At 69.3% G+C, this 23,294-nt stretch carries 19 protein-coding genes, 1 tRNA gene and 1 pseudogene; 16 read left to right on the top strand and 5 right to left on the bottom strand.

Annotated features, from left to right (window positions below; all coding sequences use genetic code 11):
• Positions 1-52 precede the first annotated feature (52 nt).
• Positions 53-2,035: a recombinase family protein gene (locus tag MET2598_RS36620; protein ID WP_236728728.1), complete on the top strand. Its 1,983-nt coding sequence runs from the start codon at positions 53-55 to the stop codon at positions 2,033-2,035.
• 274 nt (positions 2,036-2,309) lie between these two features.
• Complete coding sequence (locus MET2598_RS39255) at positions 2,310-3,386, top strand: LacI family DNA-binding transcriptional regulator (RefSeq protein WP_084673851.1); 1,077 nt, start codon at positions 2,310-2,312, stop codon at positions 3,384-3,386.
• A 184-nt stretch (positions 3,387-3,570) separates the two neighbouring features.
• Here MET2598_RS39255 and trxA read toward each other — a convergent pair whose 3' ends face one another.
• Positions 3,571-3,894 (bottom strand): thioredoxin, encoded by a 324-nt coding sequence (gene trxA, locus MET2598_RS0115920; protein ID WP_018261513.1) that lies wholly within the window; start codon positions 3,892-3,894, stop codon positions 3,571-3,573.
• Between the two features lie 253 nt (positions 3,895-4,147).
• Positions 4,148-4,762, bottom strand: a pseudogene (locus MET2598_RS36615) (IS66 family transposase); the annotation flags it as partial.
• 400 nt (positions 4,763-5,162) lie between these two features.
• Between MET2598_RS36615 and MET2598_RS42820 the strand changes: the two are divergent.
• The 8 genes from MET2598_RS42820 (at position 5,163) to MET2598_RS43765 (ending at position 13,492) form a co-directional block, all read left to right on the top strand.
• Complete coding sequence (locus MET2598_RS42820; RefSeq protein WP_018261511.1) at positions 5,163-5,693, top strand: TlpA family protein disulfide reductase; 531 nt, start codon at positions 5,163-5,165, stop codon at positions 5,691-5,693.
• Positions 5,694-6,044: 351 nt separating this feature from the next.
• The gene (locus MET2598_RS42815; protein WP_236728727.1) at positions 6,045-6,254 is read left to right on the top strand and encodes a hypothetical protein; all 210 of its coding nucleotides are present in this window, start codon (positions 6,045-6,047) and stop codon (positions 6,252-6,254) included.
• Between the two features lie 299 nt (positions 6,255-6,553).
• Positions 6,554-7,888, top strand: coding sequence for an AAA family ATPase (locus MET2598_RS36605; protein ID WP_018261509.1), 1,335 nt, complete (start codon positions 6,554-6,556; stop codon positions 7,886-7,888).
• Between the two features lie 80 nt (positions 7,889-7,968).
• Positions 7,969-8,187, top strand: a complete 219-nt coding sequence (locus MET2598_RS0115900) for a hypothetical protein (RefSeq protein WP_018261508.1) — start codon at positions 7,969-7,971, stop codon at positions 8,185-8,187.
• Positions 8,188-8,571: 384 nt separating this feature from the next.
• Positions 8,572-9,684: a TlpA disulfide reductase family protein gene (locus tag MET2598_RS0115895; protein ID WP_018261507.1), complete on the top strand. Its 1,113-nt coding sequence runs from the start codon at positions 8,572-8,574 to the stop codon at positions 9,682-9,684.
• A gap of 371 nt (positions 9,685-10,055) precedes the next feature.
• On the top strand, positions 10,056-11,435 hold the full coding sequence (locus MET2598_RS0115890; RefSeq protein WP_018261506.1) for a M16 family metallopeptidase: 1,380 nt from the start codon (positions 10,056-10,058) through the stop codon (positions 11,433-11,435).
• Between the two features lie 44 nt (positions 11,436-11,479).
• Positions 11,480-12,772 (top strand): M16 family metallopeptidase, encoded by a 1,293-nt coding sequence (locus MET2598_RS0115885; RefSeq protein ID WP_018261505.1) that lies wholly within the window; start codon positions 11,480-11,482, stop codon positions 12,770-12,772.
• Positions 12,773-13,135: 363 nt separating this feature from the next.
• Entirely contained in the window at positions 13,136-13,492 is a 357-nt protein-coding gene (locus MET2598_RS43765; protein ID WP_442918995.1) for a GCG_CRPN prefix-to-repeats domain-containing protein, read from the top strand.
• A gap of 172 nt (positions 13,493-13,664) precedes the next feature.
• Here MET2598_RS43765 and MET2598_RS0115880 read toward each other — a convergent pair.
• A tRNA-Gln gene (locus tag MET2598_RS0115880) sits at positions 13,665-13,739 on the bottom strand.
• A gap of 117 nt (positions 13,740-13,856) precedes the next feature.
• Here MET2598_RS0115880 and MET2598_RS0115875 point away from each other — a divergent pair.
• Both MET2598_RS0115875 and MET2598_RS0115870 read left to right on the top strand, forming a co-directional pair.
• Positions 13,857-14,618 carry an SDR family oxidoreductase gene (locus MET2598_RS0115875; RefSeq protein ID WP_012333920.1) on the top strand — a complete coding sequence of 254 codons (762 nt, stop codon included), beginning with the start codon at positions 13,857-13,859 and terminating at the stop codon, positions 14,616-14,618.
• A gap of 134 nt (positions 14,619-14,752) precedes the next feature.
• Positions 14,753-16,378, top strand: a complete 1,626-nt coding sequence (locus MET2598_RS0115870; protein ID WP_026190756.1) for a peptide chain release factor 3 — start codon at positions 14,753-14,755, stop codon at positions 16,376-16,378.
• A gap of 43 nt (positions 16,379-16,421) precedes the next feature.
• On the opposite strand, the gene MET2598_RS0115865 is transcribed toward MET2598_RS0115870, so the two are convergent.
• Together MET2598_RS0115865 and MET2598_RS0115860 are read right to left on the bottom strand one after the other, a co-directional pair.
• On the bottom strand, positions 16,422-16,874 hold the full coding sequence (locus MET2598_RS0115865; RefSeq protein ID WP_012333922.1) for a response regulator: 453 nt from the start codon (positions 16,872-16,874) through the stop codon (positions 16,422-16,424).
• A gap of 123 nt (positions 16,875-16,997) precedes the next feature.
• Entirely contained in the window at positions 16,998-17,465 is a 468-nt protein-coding gene (locus MET2598_RS0115860) for a BLUF domain-containing protein (RefSeq protein WP_012333923.1), read from the bottom strand.
• Between the two features lie 237 nt (positions 17,466-17,702).
• Here MET2598_RS0115860 and MET2598_RS0115855 point away from each other — a divergent pair, with 237 nt between their 5' ends.
• From MET2598_RS0115855 to MET2598_RS0115840, 4 genes are all read left to right on the top strand, one after another.
• The gene (locus MET2598_RS0115855; protein WP_018261504.1) at positions 17,703-19,073 is read left to right on the top strand and encodes a flagellar hook protein FlgE; all 1,371 of its coding nucleotides are present in this window, start codon (positions 17,703-17,705) and stop codon (positions 19,071-19,073) included.
• A 71-nt stretch (positions 19,074-19,144) separates the two neighbouring features.
• Positions 19,145-21,016: a flagellar hook-associated protein FlgK gene (flgK, locus tag MET2598_RS0115850; protein ID WP_018261503.1), complete on the top strand. Its 1,872-nt coding sequence runs from the start codon at positions 19,145-19,147 to the stop codon at positions 21,014-21,016.
• Positions 21,017-21,020: 4 nt separating this feature from the next.
• Complete coding sequence (locus MET2598_RS0115845; RefSeq protein WP_018261502.1) at positions 21,021-22,829, top strand: hypothetical protein; 1,809 nt, start codon at positions 21,021-21,023, stop codon at positions 22,827-22,829.
• 74 nt (positions 22,830-22,903) lie between these two features.
• Positions 22,904-23,227 carry a porin gene (locus MET2598_RS0115840; protein WP_018261501.1) on the top strand — a complete coding sequence of 108 codons (324 nt, stop codon included), beginning with the start codon at positions 22,904-22,906 and terminating at the stop codon, positions 23,225-23,227.
• Positions 23,228-23,294: the final 67 nt, after the last annotated feature.

Below are 23,294 nucleotides of genomic sequence, written 5' to 3'. Positions count from 1 at the left end.
GCCCCGTCGCCGGTCGGCTTCAGATCGGAACGGTGGCCGGCTTCGCCTCGGAATGACGGCCGGCTTCAACTTGGAACCCCCGGCCGGCTTCGTCGGAATACGCAGGCTCGGTTTCACCGAGGTCGAGGTGATCGACGAGGATCTCGGCTGCTCGGCCGCCGGAGGTACGCTGCGCGCCGGCTTCGAGCGCATGGTCGCCGAGGTCTGCCTGGGCAAGGTTGGCGCGGTCGCCGCACGGGAGGTCTCCCGCTTCGCCCGCAACAGCCGCGACTGGCAGCAACTCGTGGAGATGTGCCGCGTCGTCGATACCCTGCTCGTCGACCAGGAGACGATCTACGCGCCGCGTCTCGGCAACGACCGCCTGCTCCTCGGGCTCAAGGGCAGCCTCAACGAGTACGAGCTCGACCTCCTGCGCCAGCGCTCGCTCGCCGCGCGCTACGAGAAGGCCCGCCGGGGTGAACTCGTGGTCGCTGCGCCCGTGGGCTTCATCAAGGTCGGTGATCGGCTCGAGATGGATCCCGACCGGCGCGTGCAGGCCGCGATCCGCCTCGGCATCGACAAGGTGGCCGAGCTGGGCAGCGTGCGCCAGGCCCTGCTCTGGTTCCTGGAGCACGGGCTCGACCTGCCGACACGCGTCAACGCCGGCCCGGTCGTCTGGCGCCGTCCCCGCTACTCGACGCTTCGCGAGTTCATCGCCAACCCGGCCTATGGCGGCGCCTACGCCTACGGGCGCAGCCGCGTCACGGCCAGCTACGACGCGGCCGGCGCCAAGGCGCGGGCAAGGCGCACGCCACGCTCGGAGTGGCTGGCGTTGAAGCCGGGCGTGCATGAAGGTTACGTGGAGTGGGAGCGGGCGGAGGCGATCCGGACGATGGTGAGCGAGAACGTTCCGGCCAGTTCCCGCGGCGCGCCCAAGCTCGGCGCGGCGCTGCTCTCGGGGCTGCTGCGGTGCCGGCGCTGCGGGCGCAAGCTGAGCGTGCAGTACACCGGAGCCAAGGGACAGATCCCGCGCTACGCCTGCGTGCGCGGGCGGATCGACTATGGGGAGCCGAACTGCATCGCCTTCGGCGGTCTGCGCGTCGACGATGTGGTCGAGGCCGCGCTCCTGTCGGTCGTGCAGCCGGGCGCGGTCGAGGCGGCGCGGGCAGCCGAGGCGCAGGCGAGCACGCGACGCGACGAGGCGCGCGAGGCGATGGTGCGCGACCTGGAGGCGGCCCGCTACGCGGCCGACCGCGCCTTCCGGCAGTACGATGCCGCCGACCCCGAGAACCGTTTGGTGGCCGGCGAACTCGAAGCGCGCTGGAACCGGGCTCTGTCCCGGTTCGGCGCCTGCGAGACGCGCATCGTTGAGCACGACGCGGTCGCCCCCCGGCCCGCCCTTTCTCCGGTCGCGCTGGAGACGCTCGCCGCAGACCTGCAGGGCGTCTGGTCGTCGCCCACGACGGACGCACGGCTCAAGAAGCGGATCGTGCGCACCCTGATCCACGAGGCGGTCGCGGACCTCGACGAGGCGCGGGCCGAGATCGTGCTCACCCTGCACTGGATCGGCGGTGCTCACACGGAGCATCGCCTCCCGCGTCGGCGACGCGGCCAGCGGACCAGTACGCCTGCCGATGTGGTGGAAGCCGTGCGCTCGCTGGCGCTGATCGCGCGCGACGCCGTGATCGCGGGCGTGCTCAACCGCAACGGCGTCAGGACGGGGCACGGCAACCGCTTCACGCGCGAGCGCGTCACGGCGTTGCGCTCGCAGTACCGCATCCCGGTGTTCCGCGAGGCCGCGGCGGGCGACGAGCCCTGGCTGAACCTGACCCAGGCCGCCGCTCGCGTCGGCGTCGCCGCGCGCACGCTTCGTCTGGCGGCGGAACGGGGCGAAATCGATGCCATGCATCCGCTCGCCGACGGACCCTGGGTGTTCAGCCGCGCCGCTCTCGACGGCCCGGTCGCCCAAGCCCTCGCGCAGGAGGCATTGAACCGCGGCAAACACCCCGCGGTACCGCATCCGGCGCAACAATCCCTCTTCGCCTCAATAACATAGCGAGATGCGCGTTCTGATGAGCAGTTGTACAACAGGCAGCGCATCCATTCGGCTCTCGGCTACGTCACACCCGAGCAAGCCGAGCGGAACGCGAGCTAACACCTGTGTCCGCGAAATCTGGGGAGGATCACCAACTATCTCGCCATAATCACGCTTCGCATTAACCATGCTCTGACTCGCATGAGCTTGCGGAGACTCCCTAGGGTACGCTGCGGTACAGTTGCCGATTTTTCCGCCGGTGCTAGATAAAAATTTCATCAAACTGGAGAGCTAAGTGCGCCGCCCTACTATTGCCGATGTGGCCAAGGCTGCCAATGTCAGCGTATCAACAGTCGATCGTGTCCTGAAGCGCCGCCATCCCGTGCGGGAGGAAACCGCCGAGCTGGTACAACGTGCCGCGGAGGCCGTCGGCTATCATCTCGCTCAGACGGTCCGTCGCAGCGGCGAACAGGATCGGCCTGTCCGCACCCTCGGCTTCCTTCTCCAGCGGAGAAACGAGTTTTACGACACACTGGGGAAGCTCCTGCAGGAGACAACGGCTGCCTCGACGACCATCAGAGGCCGGTCGATGCTGAAGTTCCGGGACTACCAGGAGGAGGAGGTCGTCGTGGAACGCCTCGTCCAGCTTGGGCGGACATGCGATGCCGTGGCTGTCGTCGCCGCAGATCACCCACAGCTGACCGAGGCCATCGACATTTTGCACGAGAAAGGCGTGCCTGTATTCGCGTTAATTTCCGAGCTCACGGCGCCGAATCGTGCCGGCTACATAGGACTGGACTATTGGATGGTCGGCAAAACCGCGGCCTGGTTCCTCTCCAATATGTGCAGGACGCCGGGAAAGATCGCCATTTATGTAGGGAATCATCGCTTCCAGAGCGAAATTGCCAGCGAAATGAGTTTACGTTCGTATTTCCGTGAATATGCGAGAGATTTTCAGTTACTCGAGTCGGTGGTAACCCTCGATGAAGACGACATAGCTTATAAATATACAATTAATTTATTAAGAGAGACGCAGGATTTAGTTGGAATTTACGTCGCTGGCGGCGGCATCAACGGCGTCATCCGGGCGTGCCGTGAGGACCCGAGCACCTCGTCCCGAAACCTCGTGATTATTGTAATGGAAGGGACTCAAGAGGCGGCTAAAGCACTCCTTACCGGTGAGATCAAAGTGATCCTGGCGCACCCAAAGAAATTGTTAGCTGACACCCTGGTCGAAGCGATGGCGAAATCAACGATCATTAACCAAGGCGCCTACTACGTGCATCCTAGAATTCAGTTCGATATACGGACACAAGCAAATTGGATTCCTGAATCTGAGTTGCTGAAGCCGTATAAGCCCGGGCTTCCATAGCGGAGGGACATACCACGGAACCCGACATAGAGGGGCGTATCGCCGCTGCCGTCATCAGACGGGAACTTGAGCGCCTGAGCAAACAGAAGCTGATCGAACTACGAATAATTTGAACCATTCGAGTATTTGGAAAGGGGAGCCGGGCCGCAAGGCCCGGCTCTGGCGCAGCACCACGGCAGCACGGTCAGGCGATCGCGGACTGGATCCAGCGCAACAGGTCGCCCTTCGGCGCCGCCCCGACCTTCTGGCTGGCGAGCTTGCCGTCCTTGAAGATCATCAGGGTCGGGATCGGGCGGATGCCGTATTCCGAGACGATGCCGGGGTTCTCGTCCACGTTCACCTTGGCGATCTTCACCCGGCCCTGCATCTCGCTCGAGATCTCCTCGAGCGCCGGCCCGATCGCCTGACAGGGACCGCACCACTCGGCCCAGAAATCGACGACGACGGGCTCGGAGGCCTCGAGGACATCCTGCCTGAAGCTCGCGTCGGTCACCTTCACGGTTGCCATCGCAAAACCCTCGTTTCTCCGGGACGCCGCAGACCCGGCTTCACCGCGGCGTGAGTGCCGCCTAGCAAGCTGCGAGAGCCCGATCAAGCCGGATAACTAATGTAATTGAGAATATATGAACTCCAATATCCCAAGAAATATTCTATGAAGGTTCTTGAGTTCGTTATTGCCCGCGCCCCTTGCGCGACGTAGGTTTCCCTGATTTCCTTGAGGGATGGGCCGCAGGTAAGCAGCCACGCCCGCGGCAGCGGGCTCAGGCGCGGATGGTCTTGAGAATGTTCGCGAAGGTGCCGGCACCTGAGGGGCGAGCGGTGTCGACGACCGTACGGTCGTCCGCCTCGCCCGCGGGCGCCCACATGGCCCGACAGCCGTTCGTCACCTTCCGCTGCACCACCGCCGGGCGCAGGGCTCGCTCGCAGCCGTTGTTAGTGACCGCCACACGGTCGGGATGGCCGAGGAAGACCAGAAGCTGATCGCGAGCCCGGCCGATTTTAGCCTGCAGAGCGCGGGCCAGATCGCAACGGCTTGGTACGTGCAGGATGGCGGACAGACGCCGCTCCAGCGCCCGGCGCTTGGCCGCGAGCGTCGAGGCCGCCAGGCCGGTGACGCGCTCGGCCAGGCTGAACACGGATCCCAGCCAGAGCTGCAGGCGCAGCGGCACCTGATCCTCGCTCACCTCGACCGTATAAGCGACCTCGCGCGCCAGATGCGCCAGGCAGGTCTGGTGACGCTCGCCGTGGCCCTGCTGGGCGGTGGAGCGGTCCGACAGCCGCACCGCGGGCCGGTGCCCGTCCATCATCGCGTGCACCACCGCGGCGGCTCGGGTCGGGGCAGCGTGATGCAGCACCGCCTCGTCCGAGCGGAAGACCCCTCGCGCCGCTCCTTGCGATCAGTGGAGGGCGGCTTGGAGTAGGTGCGCGAGGTCTTCTCCGGCCGCTGCAGCCGCAGCACCGGCTCGATCAGCTCCTACTTGCTCAGGCGCTCCAGCTCGCTGCGGCTCATCCCACGAGGGAATCAGCGAAATCCACGCCGCGCGAGGGGCGTGGGCAATACCGAATTCAAGGCCATGCATGAAATATACTTTGGGATATATGATCGTGTATATTCCCGGCGATAAAACAATCTGTCCGATTGGCGACATTATAATCTATATTTTGGTATATGATCTGCAATATGGAGCTAAATATAATTCTATGACATCTTTGCAAGCTTCACGAACAAGCGCATACGGATCGAGCACCGTGAGTGCTTCACTTGGAGCGACCGCCATGCCCCTGAAGGAACGACTGATCGGCGACCCCGCCGCAGAGATCCGCGTCCAGACCTTCCTGAAAGGCGAGCCGATCACGACCCTCGCGAAAGGCCGCGTCTATGTGGTCGTGTTCTGGCCGATCTGGTGCGACCCATGCAAGGCGGCCATCCCGCATTTCACCGCCCTGCAGGATCGGTATCCGGAGGTTTCGATCATTGGCGTCGCCGTCGACTGGACGGATCTCGGCAAGATCGTGGCCTTCGTGCGCGATCACGGCGACGCGATCGGCTACCGGAACGCGGCCGATCTGCCGTCCTCGCCCGACGAGCGTCTGGGCGCGATGAACCGGACCTGGTGCCAGGCGGCCTATAATATCGCCATCCCAACCGCCTTCATCTTCGACCGCGAGGGCCGGACCGCCTGGGTCGGGCATCCCTGGAAGTGCGACGGCCCGCTCGCCGCGGTGGTCGAGGGGCGCTGGGACCTCGCGGCGGCCCGAGAGAAGCAGGAGGCGGTCCTGCAGCGCGACAAGGTGCGGGAGCTGTGAAGACTGGAGGAGGCCGTCGAGCACCACCTCGCCGCGGGAGACCGCACCGGCCTCCTGCAGGCTTACGATGCGGCGTTCGCGGCTGATCCCGGCCTCGAGTCGCTCCAAGGTCTGCACAAGTTCGCGCTGCTGCCCGCCCGCGATGCGGCGGCCCTGGATTACGCGCGGCACCTGATCGGGGCGGTCGTCGCGGACCAGATCGAACCGCTCATCCACCTCGGCACTATGCTGGCCGAGGCGGCCGAGCAGGGCACGGCGCCGCCGGACTGGCCTCCGGCCGCCGCGAACCTGGCGCTGTCGGCGTTCACTCGGGCGGAGGCCTCCGGCGAAGGGACTCGCACCGACCAGCGGATGCAGCTCGCGGACACCGCCGCCCGGGCCCTGCTCGTCGTCGGCCGGACCGGCGAGGCCGCCGCCCGCGCCCGGGCGGCCCGGGCCCTCGCGCCCGCGCCCGACATAGTCCGGGCGGTGATCATCTTCCAACTCGACCAGCTCGTCGCGCGCTGCGACGCGGCCGCCGGGCGCCGCGATGGAGCGACTTGCCGGCTCGACGAGGCGTGACCCGCGGGCGGGAAGCCGACGCGCCTTCCCCAACCCCGGGGCTGTCGGACATTGTCAGATCCCCGACAGCCCGGTGAGGTCTCCACCAATCGCTCTCGCAGCCATTAACTCACTGGTACCAATATAAAAATGTACTCGGAAGGAATTGGCGCATCGCTTGCGCAACGAGGGTGCGACGGCGGCGGAAGTCGCTGCCGGCCGTGACATCGGGAGCGATGTCGCCGCCAACCAAGCGCGGTTCGGCCATAGCTGATCTGCGCCAGGTACCGTCCGCAGAAAACCGCCCGGAGGTAGCATCGATGTCCACGCAGTTCGCATTCGCCTGGAGGGCGCTGGCTGCCCATTTCGGCCCCGAGCAGATCAACAGGATCGTGAGCTCGCGGCGCGAGTTCGGTGCGCACCTGCGTCCTGACGTCCAATCCGCAATTAACGAGCAACTCGCCCCGTTCGAGACCACCCTGCTGGGCTTGCACCAATACGAGGCCTGGGATCCGCTCACGTTCTCCAGGCTCTTGGTCCGCGGTGAGCGGCACCAGATTCCCGTCACGGCACTTCAGTACCAGGACGTGGATGTCGGCGAGGCAAAACCCTTCGCCGTGCTGAACAACGGACTGTGGCTGTTTCGGGTGGAGAATCGCCCCGTCGCCGTCTTGGTATCGCAGTACACCGTGCCTCTCATGGGAAAATTCACCCAAGTAGAGATCGCGACGCTGGACGAGCCGACTTCGGTGGAGTTCGCTCGTAACTTCCTGGCCGCGGTGCAGGCGGCCGGCGCGACTTCGGCCCTCTATCGCGGCAAAATGCTCTCCTTCGAGGAGGAAACCGACTATTCAGGCGTGCGCGCCGCCACCATGCGGGTCCACAAGCTGCCGGCCGTCCCCCGCGAGGCTGTCATCTTGGACGAGGCGACGATGGCTCGGCTCGACCGCGGAATCTTCAAGTTCGTCCGTCATCGGGAGGCGCTGAAGCAGCTCGGCCAGTCCACCCGCAAGGGCCTGCTGCTCTATGGGCCGACCGGAAACGGCAAGAGTCTCATCATCCGCTACATCGCCTCCAATCTGCCCGAACACACCACGCTGTTGATCACGGGAGACCAAGTGGGAGACCTCCTGAGTTATATGCGGATCGCCCGCACCCTTCAGCCGAGCATCGTTGTGCTGGAGGACATGGACCTCATCGGCCGCACTCGCGAAGACATGAACAGCCCGAAGACCGAGGTGCTGCTCAACACACTGCTCAATGAGGTGGACGGTCAGCGCGACGACGCCGACTTGCTGTTCATCCTCACGACAAACCGGGTGGAGGACATCGAGAAGGCTCTGGCCTGCCGACCAGGGCGTGTGGACGAGGCGATCGAGATCGCTAACCCGGACTCTGCGTGCCGGGCCCGACTGATCGCGCTCTACGGAGACGGCCTTGTCTTTGAAGACGGGGCCGTGGACGAGTTCGTGCAGCGATCGGAAGGCGAGAGCGCGTCCTCCGTCAGGGTGACGGTTCGCCGCCTCGCCCAGGCCGCTCTCGCGAGCGGCAACGGCACGCGGATCAGCCGCGAACTGGTTGCCCGGGTCCTCGGGGAGGCCACTGACCCTGGCAGCCGGATCGTCGCTCTCTTCGACACGGCGTCGGGAGGGTAGGAAGGCGGCCACCCTACGGCGACTGAGACGATGATTTGTAACGCAGTGGCGTCCATCCTCGTCTGCCCTAGCAGATGAGGATGGACGCAAAGCTGCTGATCGCTTCCTGCAGTCTTCTCGCCGTCTTCGGCTCGACAAGGGCGCGGGTCCGGTTGCATCTCTACGAAGACGATGTGTCACGGCGAGGGCGCCGGCTCTTCGGGCAATTCGAGCTGATCCGGGAGAGCAAAGATCCGCAGGCCAGCGCCAATGATGTGATCGAGGCAGCCCAAAGCACCCGCGGCATCGGCGCCACATAGCGCTGAGAAAATACCATCACTTATCGCTCAAAGGCACAGCCAAGGAGGCCCCGATCCGGGTGTGAAGTTTCCCGTTTGAGAGCCCATTTGAGAATGAAGCTTGAGCACAATACCTCGCAGCTCGCAGCGGCGGCGAGCTATGGCTCCTTGTGGTCCCATGGGCAATACCCAATTCAAGGCCATGCATGAAGCATAGTTTGGGATATATGATCGTCTATATTCTCGGTGATGTGAGATATACATCTGATTCACGGCCGTGCAAGCTATAATGTAGGACTGAATATACAATATAAAGGAAATTACATGCTCATTGTATCTTTGCAAGCTTCACGAACAAGCGCATACGGGTCGAGCACCGTGAGTGCTTCACTTGGAGCGACCGCCATGCCCCTGAAGGAACGACTGATCGGCGACCCCGCCGCAGAGATCCGCGTCCAGACCTTCCTGAAAGGCGAGCCGATCACGACCCTCGCGAAAGGCCGCGTCTATGTGGTCGTGTTCTGGGCGATCTGGTGCGCCCCATGCAAGGCGGCCATCCCGCATCTCACCGCCCTGCAGCTCCGGCATCCGCAGGTTCCGGTCATCGGCGTCGCCGTCGACTGGACGGATCTCGGCGAGATCGCGGCCTTCGTGCGCGATCAGGGCGACGCGATCGGCTACCGGATCGCGGCCGATCTGCCGCTCTCGCCCGGCGAGCGTCAGGGCACGATGGGCCGGACCTGGTGCCAGGCGGCCTATAATACCGCCGTCCCAACCGCCTTCATCATCGATCGCGACGGCCGGATCGCCTGGATCGGCGATCCCCTGGAGAGCGACGACCCGCTCGCCGCGGTGGTCGAGGGGCGCTGGGACCTCGCGGCGGCCCGAGAGAAACAGGAGGCGGTCCTGCAGCGCGACAAGGTGCGGGAGCTCCGGAGACTGGAGGAGACAATCGAGCGCCATCTCGCCGCGGGAGACCGCACCGGCCTCCTGCAGGCCTACGACGTGGCGTTCGCGGCCGATCCCGGCCTCGAGCCACTCCGAGGTCTGGACAAGTTCGCGCTGCTGCTGGCCACCCGCCATGCGGCGGCCCTGGATTACGCGCGGCACCTGATCGGGGTGGTCGTCGCGGACCAGATCGGACCGCTCATCCGCCTCGGCACCATGCTGGCCAAGGCGGCCGAGCAGGGCACGCCGGCGCCGGACAGGCCTCCGGCCGCCGCGAACCTGGCGCTGTCGGCGTTCACCCGGGCGGAGGCCTTGTTCGGCGAAGGGACCGACACCATCACGCGGGTGATTCTCGCGGACACCGCCGCCCGGGCCCTGCTCGTCGTCGGCCGGACCGCCGAGGCCGCCGACCGCGCCCGGGCGGCCCGTGCCCTCGCGCCCGCCGCCTTCGCCCTCGAGCCCGACATAGACCTGGCGGCGACCATCTCCCAACTCGACCAGCTCGTCGCGCACTGCGATGCGGCCGCCGGGCGCCGCGATGGAGCGACCTGCCGGCTCGACGAGGCGTGACCCGCGGGCGGGAAGCCGACGCGCGACATCCGCGCCGGTTCGACCGTGGGAGCCTCCCGGTCTCGTTCGACAAGGCAGACGAGGCGCTCCGGCCGGGCCGCGGCCGGCGCGCCGCGATCAGGAACGGTGCAGGTCCGGCATGATCCTCGGGCGAGGCTCTGGGCGCATGCAGGCCGCCCCGGCCCGGAGCGCTCCCGGGGATGCGGCGGATCAGCCAGGCCCCGAGGTCAGTACGACAACCAAGACGTGATGGACCGCCTTTCATCCGGATCGTGCCCGGCGGAGCACATCGATCCGAGAGGCTTCCGTTCACACGGACGCTCCTCGCTCATTACGGGCCGTTGCGAAGGCCCCTCTTCAAGGAAATCAGCATGAAACCGCGGAAGCACTCTCTCCCCCACCCGACCGGCAGACCCGGCCCCGCCCTGCGCCTCGATGCGGCGCCGCACGGGCGGGCCGAGGCGGGCGGGCCCGATGTCGCGTCCTTCACCCTCGACAACGGCCTCGACGTGGTCGTCATCCCCGACCACCGGGCACCGGTCGCGACCCACATGATCTGGTACCGCAACGGTTCGGCGGACGATCCGCTCGGCCAGTCGGGCATCGCTCACTTCCTCGAGCACCTGATGTTCAAGGGCACCGAGAAGAACCCGGTCGGGGCCTTCTCCAAGGCGGTGTCGAGCCTGGGCGGGCAGGAGAACGCCTTCACGTCCTTCGACTACACGTCCTACTTCCAGCGCGTCGCCCGCGACAACCTGAAGTCCATGATGGAGTTCGAGGCCGACCGGATGACCGGCCTCGTCCTCGACGATTCGGTGGTGGCGCCCGAGCGGGACGTGGTGCTGGAGGAGCGCCGCATGGAGGTCGAGAACGACCCGAGCGCGCAGCTCTCCGAGGCGATGGCGGCCTCGCTCTTCGTCCACCACCCCTACGGCATCCCGATCATCGGCTGGATGCATGAGATCGAGGAGCTCAACCGCGCCCACGCGCTCGCCTATTACCGGCGATTCTACACGCCCGAGAACGCGATCCTGGTCGTGGCAGGCGACGTGACCGCCGACGAGGTGCGCCGCCTCGCCGAGGCCACCTACGGGCAGGTGGCGCCCCGCGGCGAGCGCCCGGTGCGCCTGCGCCCGCGCGAGCCCGAGCCCCGCGCGGCCCGACGCCTCAGCGTCGCGGATCCGAAGGTCGAGCAGCCGAAGCTCCAGCGCTACTACCTCGCGCCCTCCTACAACACGGCCCGGGAGGGAGAGGAGCACGCCCTCGAACTCCTCGCCGAGGTGATGGGCGGCGGGCGGACCTCCTATCTCTACCGCTCGCTGGTGATGGAGCAGGGCGTCGCCGTGAGTGCCCACGCCTGGTACGTGGGCGCGGCCAAGGACGACACCCGCTTCTCGGTCTACGCGGTGCCGGCCGAGGGCGTCTCCCTGGAGAAGCTGGAGGAGGCGGTCGACACGGCCCTCCGGCGCCTGCCCTCTCAGGCTCTCGCCCCCGAGGCGGTGGAGCGGGCCAAGACCCGGCTCGTCGCCTCGATGGTCTATTCCTCGGACAACCAGTCCGACCTCGCCAGGATCTACGGCACGGTGCTCGCCATCGGCAAGAGCATCGAGGAGGTGCGCCGCTGGCCCGCCGACATCGAGGCCGTGGAGGCGGACCGGCTCGCGACTGCGGCCGAGCGCTACCTCACCCCGGCTCGCTCCGTGACCGGCTACCTGATCAAGGCCCACGAGGCCGATGCGGCCGTCGCCTGACGGCTGCCGCCCGCCCCCGACCTGAACCAAGACAAGAGGTCCCCATGGCCGACCCCAGCATCCAGACTGCCGCCCTCGCCACCCCCTCTTCCCCGGTCAAGGCCAGGTCCGTGATCGCCGCAAGCGGTGTCGAGGCGTGGCACGTCGAGTCCCCCGTCGTCCCGCTGGTCGCGCTCGCCTTCACCTTCGAGGGCGGCGCCGCCCAGGACCCGGAGGGCAAGTCCGGCGCGGTGCAGATGCTGTCGTGGCTTCTCGACGAGGGCGCCGGCCCCTACGGCTCGGACGCCTTCCAGGAGCGGCTCGCCGCCCGGGCGATCGAACTGAACTTCCACGCCAGGCCGGACGCCATCGGCGGCTCGTTCATGATGCTGGTCAAGCACGCGGACGAGGCGATCGAGCTTCTGGCACTCGCCCTCGCCGAGCCCCGCTTCGACGAGGCGGCGGTCGAGCGCGCGCGCGCGCAGATGCTGATGAGGATCCGCCGCCAGCAGAACGACCCGGGCGTGATGGCCTCGCGCCGCTTCTTCTCCGAGGCCTATCCGGGCCATCCCTATGGCCGCCCCTCCGGGGGCACGCTCGAGAGCGTGGCGAGCATCACCCGCGGCGACCTCGTGGCGCTGCACCGCCGGCTGATCAGCCGCGCGCGGGTCAAGGTCGCGGCAGTGGGCGCGATCGGCGAGGCGGCGCTGCAGCGGGCCCTCGACGCGGCCTTCGGCCGCCTCTCCGAGGGCGGACCGCTCGCCGAGGTGCCGCCGACGCGGATCGCCGGCCTCGGCCGCCGGGTCGTGGTGGATCTCGACGTGCCGCAATCGGTGATCCGCTTCGGCACGCACGGCGTGCCGTGGCGCGACCCGGACTACTTCCCGGCCTGCGTGCTCAACCACATCCTGGGGGGCGGCGCCTTCACGTCGCGGCTGTACCAGGCGGTGCGCGAGAAGCGCGGCCTCGCCTATTCGGTGGACACCGCGCTGGTGAGCCACCGGGCCGCCTCGATGACCTGGGGCTACACTGCCACCAAGAACGAGCGCGTGGGCGAGGCTCTGTCGGTGATCGGCGAGGAGATCGCGCGGCTCACCCGTGACGGGCCCTCCGACGAGGAGCTGCAGAAGGCCAAGGACTACCTCACCGGCTCCTACGCGCTCGGCTTCGGCACCTCGACGGAGATCGCCGGCCGGCTCGTCCAGGTAGCCTTCGAGGGGCTCGGCATCGACTATATCAGCCGCCGCAACGGCCTGATCGCCGCAGTGACCCAGGACGACATCCGCCGCGCCACCGCCCGCACCCTCGGCGACGGCCGCCTTCTGGTGGTGGCCGCGGGGCGCCCGACCGAGATCTAGCTGTTGTTGCCATGGAGGTTGTCCGTCCGAGGGTTGGGAGCGAGGCTGTGGTTGCGACACCTGCAGCCTGGCTCGCGGAGCCTCGGATGGACGCCCACCAGAGTGCCCCCTCCGTAGTCGATAGCTCATCGTACCGCGGCTGGCGCAGGGCTGGACGGTGAGTGCGCTGGCGCTTGGGATCAGCAACGCTTCAGGCGCGCGGGCGCACGCTCGCGGCAGGGTCGGCCGGCAGGGCCATCAACGAACGTTGATGGAGGTCGTGAGGAGCTTGAGCGTACTTGCAATGGCTGCCGCGATGCTCGGCGGCCCCACTTTGCGGGTGCTGCACAGGCCGCGCCGGTCTCACCCCTGCTGAGCGCGGCTGTGGAGAGCGACACCGTCCAGAAGGTGGATTGGGCCTGCGGGCCGGACTTCCACCTCAACCCGTGGGGCCACTGCAGTCCGAATTGGTTGCTGAACATAGACCCCGAACAGGGTGCTGGTGTCCCAGCCGAGCCGATCGGCCTCGGGCCCGAACTCGTCCACGAAGCGGCGGCAGTTCTCCAGGGTGGTCGCCCAATCCTCCGGGAGGAATCCGGGGCAGGGCGCCTGGCCGGGCGAGAGGCTGGCGAGGCCGCGGGACCATTCGAGGACGGTGGGGGGAGGACGAATCAGCGGGGCTCATGCTCCCGGGTAAGGCCCTGCCGGAGGTACCCGCAAGGGCCAGAACTGGTGCACTGAGGCTGTGCCGACAATTGTGCCGGCCTCGTCCAGGTGCAGCCGGCGTTACCCGGCAGTCGGCAGAGCGAAGCCTGTGCCGACCTGTGCCGGCTTCTGTGCGTCCGAAAACACCCTTTGTTCCGTCTTGTCCGCGATGTCCGCGCGCGCAAGCACAGGAAAACAAAGGAAAATTTGGCTGGGGCGCCAGGATTCGAACCTGGGAATGGCGGTACCAAAAACCGCTGCCTTACCGCTTGGCGACGCCCCACCGCGGGGATGCGGCTTCCATAGCGGCGCGCGCGGGGCGTGGCAACCACCCGGTGGAGCCGCGCCGCGCCCGGTGCTAAGCCCCGGGAGAGGGCCGCGAAGCCCAGGGAGGACGCCGATGAGCAACGGGCCGCAGAAGATCGCGCTGGTGACGGGGGCCGGGTCGGGCGTCGGGCGGGCGGTGGCCCTCGGCCTCGCCGGGGCCGGCTACGACGTCGTGCTCTCCGGGCGCCGGCCCGAACCCCTCGCGGCCGTCCAGGCCGAGATCGAGGCGAAGGGCCGCCGCGCCCTCGCCCATCCGACCGATGTCGGGGACGAGGCCTCGGTCGCCGGCCTGTTCTCCGCCCTCGTCGAGACCTTCGGCCGGCTCGACCTCCTGTTCAACAATGCCGGGATCGGCGCGCCGCCCGTGCCCATCGACGAATTGCCCGTCGCCACGTGGCGCGCGGTGGTCGATACCAACCTCACCGGCGCCTTCCTGTGCACGCGCGAGGCCTTCCGGCTGATGAAGGCGCAGTCGCCCCGCGGCGGGCGCATCGTCAACAACGGCTCGATCTCCGCCTACGCGCCGCGCCCGAACTCGGCGCCCTACACCGCGACCAAGCACGCGATCAGCGGGCTCACCCGCTCCAGCTCCCTCGACGGCCGCGCCTTCGACATCGCCTGCGGGCAGATCGACATCGGCAATGCCGGGACCGAGATGACCGCCCGGATGCAGAGCGGCGTGCTGCAGGCGGACGGCTCGACCCGGAGCGAGCCCGTGATGGACGTGCGCCACGTCGCCGATGCCGTCGTCTACATGGCGGGCCTGCCCCTCGACGCCAACGTGCAGTTCATGACCGTCATGGCGACGAAGATGCCCTATATCGGCCGCGGCTGAGGCGGCACCCGCCATGGAACGGGCGCCGCCCATGCGCTATGGGGAGGGGGAGCGGGGGCGCTGACGCGGCGCCCGCGGCACCCCATCTCCCGCTCACCACCCCGCCGCCCGCAGCCCCAGCCTGTCCCGTTCCGATGTTGATGCAGACCAATCCCACGACCGCGCCGACGCGGCCCGCCGACCCGGTCGCGCGCCGCCGCACCTTCGCGATCATCTCCCACCCGGATGCCGGCAAGACCACGCTCACCGAGAAGCTGCTGCTCTTCGGCGGCGCGATCCAGCTCGCCGGCGAGGTCAAGGCCAAGCGCAACCGCATCGCCACGCGCTCCGACTGGATGGGCATCGAGAAGGAGCGCGGCATCTCGGTCGTGACCTCGGTCATGACCTTCGAGTACGGCGATTGCGTCTTCAACCTGCTCGACACTCCCGGCCACGAGGACTTCTCGGAGGACACGTACCGCACCCTCACGGCGGTCGATTCCGCCGTGATGGTGATCGACGCCGCCAAGGGCATCGAGGCGCGCACCCGCAAGCTGTTCGAGGTCTGCCGCCTGCGCGACATCCCGATCGTCACCTTCGTCAACAAGCTCGACCGGGAGGCCCGCGACCCGTTCGACCTCCTCGACGAGATCGAGAAGACGCTCGCCCTCGACGTCGCCCCGGTGACCTGGCCGATCGGGCGCGGGCGCAGCTTCGCGGGCACCTACGACCTCGCCGCCCGCCGCGTGCGCCGCCTCGACGCGGCCGACGAGGCCGGGACCGTGCCGGTCTCCGGCTTCGACGACCCGCTCTTCGACGCGCTCCTCCCCGAGCCCGGCGCCGCGCAGGCCTGGCGCGAGGAGGCCGAACTCGCCGCGGCCGGCTGCAAGCCCTTCGACCTCGCGGCCTTCCGGGAGGGGCACCTCACCCCGGTCTTCTTCGGCTCGGCCCTGCGCAATTTCGGGGTGCGCGACCTGATCGACGGGCTCGCCAGCGTCGCGCCCCCGCCGCGCGGCCAATCGGCCGACCGGCGCGAGGTCGAGCCCGGCGAGCCCAAGATGACCGGCTTCGTCTTCAAGATCCAGGCGAACATGGACCCCAACCACCGGGACCGGATCGCCTTCCTGCGGGTCTGCTCGGGCCGGCTGTCGCGGGGCATGAAGGCGCGGCTGGTGCGCACCGGCAAGCCGATCTCGCTCTCCGCCCCGCAATTCTTCTTCGCCCAGGACCGCGCCATCGCGGACGAGGCCTATGCGGGCGACGTGGTCGGCATCCCCAACCACGGCACCCTGCGCATCGGCGACACCCTCACCGAGGGCGAGGACCTCGTCTTCCGCGGCGTGCCGAGCTTCGCGCCCGAGATCCTGCGGCGCATCAAGCTCACCGACGCCATGAAGGCCAAGAAGCTGCGCGAGGCCCTGCAGCAGATGGGCGAGGAGGGGGTGGTGCAGCTCTTCCTGCCCCATGACGGCTCGGCCGCCATCGTGGGCGTGGTCGGCGCGCTGCAGCTCGACGTGCTGAAGGAGCGGCTCCAGGCCGAGTACGGGCTGCCCATCGACTACGAGGCGACGCGCTTCACCATCTGCCGCTGGATCGAGGCCGCGAACCCCGCCGAGCTCGACAAGTTCGTGGGCGCGCACGGCTCCTCCATGGCCGCCGACCTCGACGGAGCCCCCGTCTTCATGGCGACCACCGCCTTCTCGCTGCGCTACGAGCAGGAGCGCTGGACCGAGATCCGCTTCTCCGACGTGAAGGATTACCAGAAGCGCGCCGCGGCCTGACCGGCCGGGGCGCCGCGTTCGGCGCCGGCGGCGCCCGCGCGGCTCAGACCTTGCCGAGCATCGGGAACTCGCTCGTGAGCGGCGAATCCGACGGCGGAACGCGCTCGCGCTTGCGCGGGCGGCGGTTCAGCACCTGCTTGAGCTTCGCCTTCAGCAGGGCGAGGTCGAAGGGCTTGAGGATGAAGGCGTCGGCCCCCGCGAGGTGCGCCACGTTGATGTCCTCGAACCCGAAGGCCGTCTCGGTGAGGATGAAGGGCGTGTTCACCAGGGTGTCGTCGGCGCGGATCTCGCGCAGGAGCTGGATCCCGTCCATCGGCTCCATGTCGAGGTCCGAGATCACGAGGCCGTACTTGCGCGCGCGGAGCATCTCGAGCGCCTGAGGCCCGTCCGTCGCCCCGTCGACCTCCGGAAAGCCGAGCCGGTTCATCAGTTCGGTGACGAGGCGAAGGAGCTTCACCTGATCGTCGACGATGAGGATCGGAGGAGCGTCGCTCATGCGGACCAACCAGACCTGTTTGCGGTGACGCGCCGGCCGAGGGCGGCGCGTGCGATGGGCGAACACCACCGCAAAATGATTGAGGAAGCGCTACGCCGATCCGTCACCTCTCCCCGTCGAGCCTCAGACGAAGAGGTGATCGATGCCCTGCTTGGCCATCGAGTCGGCCTGCAACGCCCGCGCGAGATTGTGGACGATTCCCGCCTTCGGCGTTCCGCGCTGGAGCATCGGCAGGATGTTGGCCTTCTGAAACAGGGCATCATTCGCCGCGTTGCGCTGGACGATGTTGAACGAGGTGAAGAACTCGCGCTTGACGATCTCGCGCCACTCGATGATCTGGACGTCGCGGTGGCGCCGGTCGTTGGCGATGCGCGCGAAGGTGTCCTGCACGGATTGGCGCTCGCCCTCCAGCACCTGGATGAAGTAGCCCTGCTCCAGGAGCAGGAAGCTCGTGATGACCGAGAACTCGTTGCGCTTCTGCGCGTGGCGGGCGATCTCGCCGAGTTCCCGCGCGCGCGTCCCCGGCTCGGCGGAGAGCAGCGCGCGCGAGAAGTAGATCAGGTGGATGAGGTTGTTCCGCTTGCTGCGCATGCGTCGAGCCCGCCGGGGTTGCCCCCCTGCATAGCCGGCCCGCGCTCAACGGCGGGTAAAGACGCCCTCCTGCATTGTGCCGTTGCGGAAAAGTCCCGGCAAAATGTGCCCGCCATCCGGCCCGGCTGGGCAGGATCTGCCGCCCTGCGGGCGGTCGAGCCCTAGCAATATCAATGACTTGGCTTTGGCACCGGGCTTGCGGCAATCCCCGCACCGACGCGGCCAGGAAGTGCGGTGATGGACGTTTTCAGCGCGATGCAGACCGCGGTCTCGGGCCTCCAGGCCCAGGCCTTCTCGCTCAACAACATCTCGGGCAACATCGCGAATGCCCAGACCACGGGCTATCGCCGCATCGACACGACCTTCGCCGACCTGCTGGCGGAGCAGCCGAACGACCGGCAGACCAGCGGCTCGGTGGCGGCCTCGTCCCAGTTCACCAACACGCTGCAGGGCAACATCGCCTCGACCGGCATCACCACCAACATGGCGCTCAACGGGGGCGGCTTCTTCGTGGTGCGCACCCCGAGCGCGACGAGCGGCGGGCAGCCGAGCTTCACGAGCCAGGACCTCTACACCCGCCGCGGCGACTTCGCCGTCGACAAGGACGGCTACCTCGTGAACGGGGCCGGCTCCTACCTGGTGGGCCAGAGCCTCGATCCCCGGACCGGCCAGGCGACCGGGAACGGGGTCATCCGGATCGGGAACCAAGCGCTGCCGGCCCAGGCCACCACCACCATCAGCTACGCGGCCAACCTGCCGAGCACGCCCGGCACCACGGGACCGGCCGTGCTCGGCGCCCTCGCGGGGGGCGACGTGCGGGTGATGTCGGGCACCAGCGCGAGCCCCGCCACGGTGGCGGCCTCCGACAGCGGCAGCTTCCTCGCCTCCAGCCTCTCGGGCGGGTCGCTCACCGCCTATTCGGCGGCCGGCGGGCCCGTGAACCTGCAGCTGCGCTGGGCCAAGGTCGCCGCCGCGGACAGCGCCGCGGGCACCGGCGACACCTGGAACCTGTTCTACGCCAAGCAGAACGGCACGGACTCGACCGCCACCGCCTGGACCAATGCGGGGACCGCCTTCACGTTCAACGCCAGCGGCCAGCTCACGGCGCCGGCCGGCGGTTCGGCCACGATCCCGAACGTCACGGTCGACGGCGTCCCACTCGGCACGCTCACGCTGAACACGGCGTCGGGCGGCCTCACCCAGTACGGCGCGGCGGGCGGCCAGGTGACGACCAACACCCTGCAGCAGAACGGCTCCGCCTCCGGCACGCTCAGGAGCTTGGCGGTGACCAGCGACGGCCGCGTCACCGGCACCTACTCGAACGGCACCACCGCCACCCTCGCGCAGGTCGGCATCGCCCGGTTCAACGCCCCCGACGCGCTCAAGGCCGAGTCGCTCGGCAACTACGCCCAGACGGTGGAATCGGGCGGCCCGGTCTCGGGCCTCGCCGGCACCACCGTCGTAGGCGGCAACGTCGAGCAGTCGAACACCGACACGGCCAACGAGTTCTCGAAGCTCATCATCACGCAGCAGGCCTATTCGGCCAACACGCGGGTGATGTCGACCGCCCAGCAGATGATGTCCGACCTCGTCAACATCATCCGGTGACGGGGCCGGCGCGGCAGCCCTCCGGACCGGCCCCGCGCTGACCCTGCGATGCTCCCGCCCGAGGTGCGCCCATGGCCCTGAACGCGCTCAACACCGCCGCGGACGGCCTGCAGGTCACGCAGGCCGCGATCGGGATCGTCTCGCAGAACGTCGCCAACCAGGGCACGCCCGGCTACGTCCGGCGCACGCTCACGCCGGTCTCGCAGCCCGGGAATTCGGGCGTCGCGACCGGGACGGTGACGCGCGCCCTCGACGCCTCGGCCCTGCGGCAGCTCCGCCTGGAGACGGCGGGGGCGGCCTACACGGACCTCGTCTCCTCGGTGCACGCGCAGATCGACGCGCTGTACGGCCCGCCCGGCAGCGATTCCGCCCTCGACGGCATCACCAACGCGTTCGCGGCCTCGCTCCGGACCCTGGCGAGCGACCCCGCCTCGGCGGCGAACCGCTCCGCGGCGGTGACCGCCGCCGGGCGCCTCGCCGGCAAGGTCGCGGACGCGGCGAACGGGGTGCAGCAGCTGCGCAGCGGGCTGGAGACGCAGCTCAGCGCGGACGTGGCCTCGGCCAGCACCCTCCTGTCGCGGATCGCCGACCTCAACCTGCGGATCGCCGCGGCGGGCGGCGGGGCAGGGGACTCGCGCGCGGCCGACCTCGCCGACCAGCGCGACCAGGCCATCACCGACCTCGCCAAGTACATGGACGTGCAGACGAGTCCGGCGGCGGACGGCACGGTCTCCGTGCAGACCGGCTCCGGCGTCACCCTCGTCGACCACGGGGCGGCGGCCAGCCTGCGCTTCGACGGGCGCGGCGCGCTCGGCCCCTCATCGCGCTACGGCACGGACGCGACGGCGCGGGGCGTCGGCACCATCACGGCGGTGACGCCCTCCGGCGCCCGCATCGACCTCCTGGCCGATCAGGGCATCCGCTCCGGCGCGATCGCCGCGGCGGTGTCGCTGCGCGACGACACGCTGGTCCAGGCGCAGCGGCAGCTCGACGACCTCGCGGCCGGCCTGTCGCGGGCGATGAGCGACCGGCAGGCCACCGGCACGCCCGCCACGGGCGCGGCCGGCAGCGGCTTCGACATCGACCTCACCGGCCTCCAGGCCGGCAACGCGGTGACGCTCGGCCTGCGCAGCGCCGCGGGGGTGAACCGCAACGTCATCCTGGTGCCGACGGGCGGGAACGCCCCCAGCCCGATCGACCCGGCCCTGACCGACGACCCGACCGCCCTCGTGGTGCCCTTCGACATCTCGGGCGGTTCCTCGACCTACGCCGGCGCCATCGCGGCGGCCCTCGGCCCCGGCTTCACGGTGAGCGCCGTCCCCTCCGGCGCCGCGGGCGCCGTGCGCATCCTGGCGAGCGGCGTCGCGCTGACCTCCGCCTCGGCCTCGATCACCGTGCCGACGAGCCCGACCGACACGCGCAACGGGGCGCCGCAGATCCCGCTCTTCGTCGATTCGGGCCACGGCGGCAGCGTCTACACGGGCTCGTTCGAGGGCGGCGCGCACCTCACCGGCCTCGCCCAGCGGCTCGCGGTCAACGGGGCGATCGCCGCCGACACCTCGCGCCTCGTCGCCTCCGCGGACGGGACCCAGGACGCGGACGCGGCGCGCCCGAGCTTCCTCGCCGACGCGCTCACCCGCGAGAGCCGCACCTTCTCGGCGGCGAGCGGCATCGGCGGCGTGCAGGCGCCCACCCGCGCCAGCGTGCAGGCCTTCGCGCAGGCGGTCATCGCCGCGCAGGGCGCCGCCGCCTCGCAGGCGAGCCAGCTCGACGAGGGGCAGAAGATCGCCCTCTCGACGGCCCAGGGCCGCTTCAGCGAGACGTCCGGCGTCACCATCGACGAGGAGCTCTCCCGGCTGATCCAGCTCCAATCCGCCTACAGCGCCAATGCCCGGGTGCTGACGGCGGCCCGGGACGTCCTGGACACGCTGATGCGGATCTGACGCGATGACGATCTCTCCCTACGCGGCCGGCACCTACGCGGGCGACCTCAACGCCCGCAGGCTCATCGGCCTCAAGAGCCAGCTCGACGGGCTCTCGACGCAGCTCAGCACCGGCAAGGTGGCGCAGACCTACGGGGCGCTCGGCACGGCGCGGAGCACCAGCCTGTCCGCGCACGCGCAGGTCTCCGCCCTCGACGCCTCCGACGCCGCGATCGACCTCGCGAAGACGCGCCTCGACCTCGCCGGGGCCAGCGTCCAGCAGGCGGGCAAGCTCGCCTCCGACACCTGGAGCCAATTCGCCAATCCCGGCACCCAGACCGGAGGCGTCGCGCGCGCCAACCTCAAGGCGATCGCGGCCGGGCGGCTGGGGGGCCTCGTCGACGCGCTCAACCAGCAGACCGGCAACCAGTACCTGTTCGGGGGGCGCACCACCGGCACCGCCCCGGTCGCGACCGCGGACGTGATCCTGAACGGCGATGCGGCGGCGCATCGCGACGGGCTCGGCGCGGTGATCGCCGAGCGCCGCAGCGCCGATCTCGGCACCGGCACGCCCCGGACCGGCCGGCTCTCGCTCGCGCGGAGCGGGAGCGCCGTGACCCTGGCCGAGAGCCAGGACCCGTCCGTGCGGGCGAATTTCGGCTTCACCCTGGCGGGCGCCACCAGTTCCAACCCCTCGGCGATCGCCGTCACCGCGGTGGCCGGCACCGCGGCGAGCGCGAGTCTCGCCTTCGCGAGCCAGCCGAAGGAGGGCGACATCGTGCGGGTCACGGTTCAGAACCCGGACGGCAGCCAGGGCTTCGTCGACCTCACGGCCCGCAGCGGGCCTGCGGGCGGCGACGGCTTCGCCATCGGCGCCGACGCGGCGGCGAGCGCGGCGAACCTCTCCGCGGCGCTGACCGGCCGCCAAGTGGCCGGCGTGCAAGTGATCGGCGTGCAGAGCGCCGCCCCGCCCGGGGCGAGCGCCGCGCTCGGCGGGGGCAGCCCCGCCTCGGTCTCCGTCGCCGTGAACGCCCAGCCGAGCCCGGGCGACACGGTGCGGGTCACGGTGGGGCTGCGCGACGGCACCAGCAAGGTCATCGTGCTGACGGCCGCGGCGGCGGGCGCGACCGCGCCCGGCAGTTTCGCGATCGGCGCGACGGCGGCGGACACGGCGAAGAACCTCTCGGACGCCCTCGGGAGCGCCCTCGACACCGCCGCGACCACGGACCTCGCCGCGAGTTCGGCGGTGCGGGCCTCCTCGGACTTCTTCGCCGCGTCCGCCTCGCCCGGGCTCGCGCCGCGCCGGGTCGCCCTCGACGCCGCCGGCAACGCCGCCGGCTACCTCGCCGATCCGAGCGGCCGGACGGTGATCTGGTACCGGGGCGACGACACCTCGGCGGATCCGCGCGAGACGGCGCAGGTGCGGATCTCGGACAACGAGACGGTGGGGATCGGCGTGCAGGCGAACGAGGCGCCGCTCCGCGACGCGATGGCGGGCCTCGCGGTGGCGGCGAGCCTGAGCTTCCAGGAAGCATCGAGCGACGACGCGCGCTACGCGGCCTTCTCGGACCGGCTGAAGAGCCTGCTCAGCCCGGATCACGGCCCGACCATCAAGGACATCAGCACGGATCTGACCCTGGCCTCCGGGCGGATCACCGCCCAGAAGACGCAGAACGGCCAGACCCGCCTCGTCCTGCAGAACGCCCTCGCCGGGGTCGAGAACGCCGACACGCAGGAGGTCGCGACCAAGCTCCTCGCCCTGCAGACGCAGCTCCAGGCGAGCTATCAGACCACCGCCACCTTGGCGAAGCTGTCGCTCACGAACTACCTTTAGGCGGGAGCACGGCGGGGAGCGGCCGCTCTCCGCCGCGCTCGCGTCCGAGCCGGCAGCCGGGAAGGATCAGCGACATGAGCCGTGCGATCGCGACGCTGGCGGCGGCCTGCTTCCTCGCCGCACCGGCCCGGGCGCTCGACCTCGACCTGCCCCGCACGCCGACGCCCTGCCTCGCCGAAGGGCCCCGCTTCGCCGCGCTGCCGGGCAGCGGGACCTGCCTGCGGATCGGCGGTCGGGTCGCCGCCGAGGCGGGGACGGCCGGCGGGCGGGGTCCGGCCGCCCGCGAGGCCGCGCGCACCGGTGCGGGCGGGCGCCTCGACCTCGACGCCCGCACCGAGACGGAGGTCGGCCCGGCGCGGGCCTTCATTCGCCTGCGCGCCGGGTCCCTGACGCGCTGAGCGGTCGCGGACGTGGCGATGTCCGGCCCGGGCGCTCCGCCCGATATCGCGGGTTGCGGCGAGTTCG

The sequence above is a fragment of the Methylobacterium sp. WSM2598 genome, from assembly GCF_000379105.1.
Lineage (GTDB): Bacteria > Pseudomonadota > Alphaproteobacteria > Rhizobiales > Beijerinckiaceae > Methylobacterium.
The sequence above is the reverse complement of the archived record's forward strand: the minus strand, read 5'-3'. Positions and strand labels throughout refer to the sequence as shown.

Bases quoted from the DNA above. Each gene is read 5' to 3' on its own strand.
- MET2598_RS36620 (WP_236728728.1), top strand. From the start codon at position 53: ATGACGGCCGGCTTCAACTTGGAACCCCCGGCCGGCTTCGTCGGAATA.
- trxA (WP_018261513.1), bottom strand. From the start codon at position 3,894: ATGGCAACCGTGAAGGTGACCGACGCGAGCTTCAGGCAGGATGTCCTC.
- MET2598_RS42820 (WP_018261511.1), top strand. From the start codon at position 5,163: ATGCCCCTGAAGGAACGACTGATCGGCGACCCCGCCGCAGAGATCCGC.
- MET2598_RS42815 (WP_236728727.1), top strand. From the start codon at position 6,045: ATGCAGCTCGCGGACACCGCCGCCCGGGCCCTGCTCGTCGTCGGCCGG.
- MET2598_RS36605 (WP_018261509.1), top strand. From the start codon at position 6,554: ATGTCCACGCAGTTCGCATTCGCCTGGAGGGCGCTGGCTGCCCATTTC.
- MET2598_RS0115900 (WP_018261508.1), top strand. From the start codon at position 7,969: ATGGACGCAAAGCTGCTGATCGCTTCCTGCAGTCTTCTCGCCGTCTTC.
- MET2598_RS0115895 (WP_018261507.1), top strand. From the start codon at position 8,572: ATGCCCCTGAAGGAACGACTGATCGGCGACCCCGCCGCAGAGATCCGC.
- MET2598_RS0115890 (WP_018261506.1), top strand. From the start codon at position 10,056: ATGAAACCGCGGAAGCACTCTCTCCCCCACCCGACCGGCAGACCCGGC.
- MET2598_RS0115885 (WP_018261505.1), top strand. From the start codon at position 11,480: ATGGCCGACCCCAGCATCCAGACTGCCGCCCTCGCCACCCCCTCTTCC.
- MET2598_RS0115875 (WP_012333920.1), top strand. From the start codon at position 13,857: ATGAGCAACGGGCCGCAGAAGATCGCGCTGGTGACGGGGGCCGGGTCG.
- MET2598_RS0115870 (WP_026190756.1), top strand. From the start codon at position 14,753: ATGTTGATGCAGACCAATCCCACGACCGCGCCGACGCGGCCCGCCGAC.
- MET2598_RS0115865 (WP_012333922.1), bottom strand. From the start codon at position 16,874: ATGAGCGACGCTCCTCCGATCCTCATCGTCGACGATCAGGTGAAGCTC.
- MET2598_RS0115860 (WP_012333923.1), bottom strand. From the start codon at position 17,465: ATGCGCAGCAAGCGGAACAACCTCATCCACCTGATCTACTTCTCGCGC.
- MET2598_RS0115855 (WP_018261504.1), top strand. From the start codon at position 17,703: ATGGACGTTTTCAGCGCGATGCAGACCGCGGTCTCGGGCCTCCAGGCC.
- flgK (WP_018261503.1), top strand. From the start codon at position 19,145: ATGGCCCTGAACGCGCTCAACACCGCCGCGGACGGCCTGCAGGTCACG.
- MET2598_RS0115845 (WP_018261502.1), top strand. From the start codon at position 21,021: ATGACGATCTCTCCCTACGCGGCCGGCACCTACGCGGGCGACCTCAAC.
- MET2598_RS0115840 (WP_018261501.1), top strand. From the start codon at position 22,904: ATGAGCCGTGCGATCGCGACGCTGGCGGCGGCCTGCTTCCTCGCCGCA.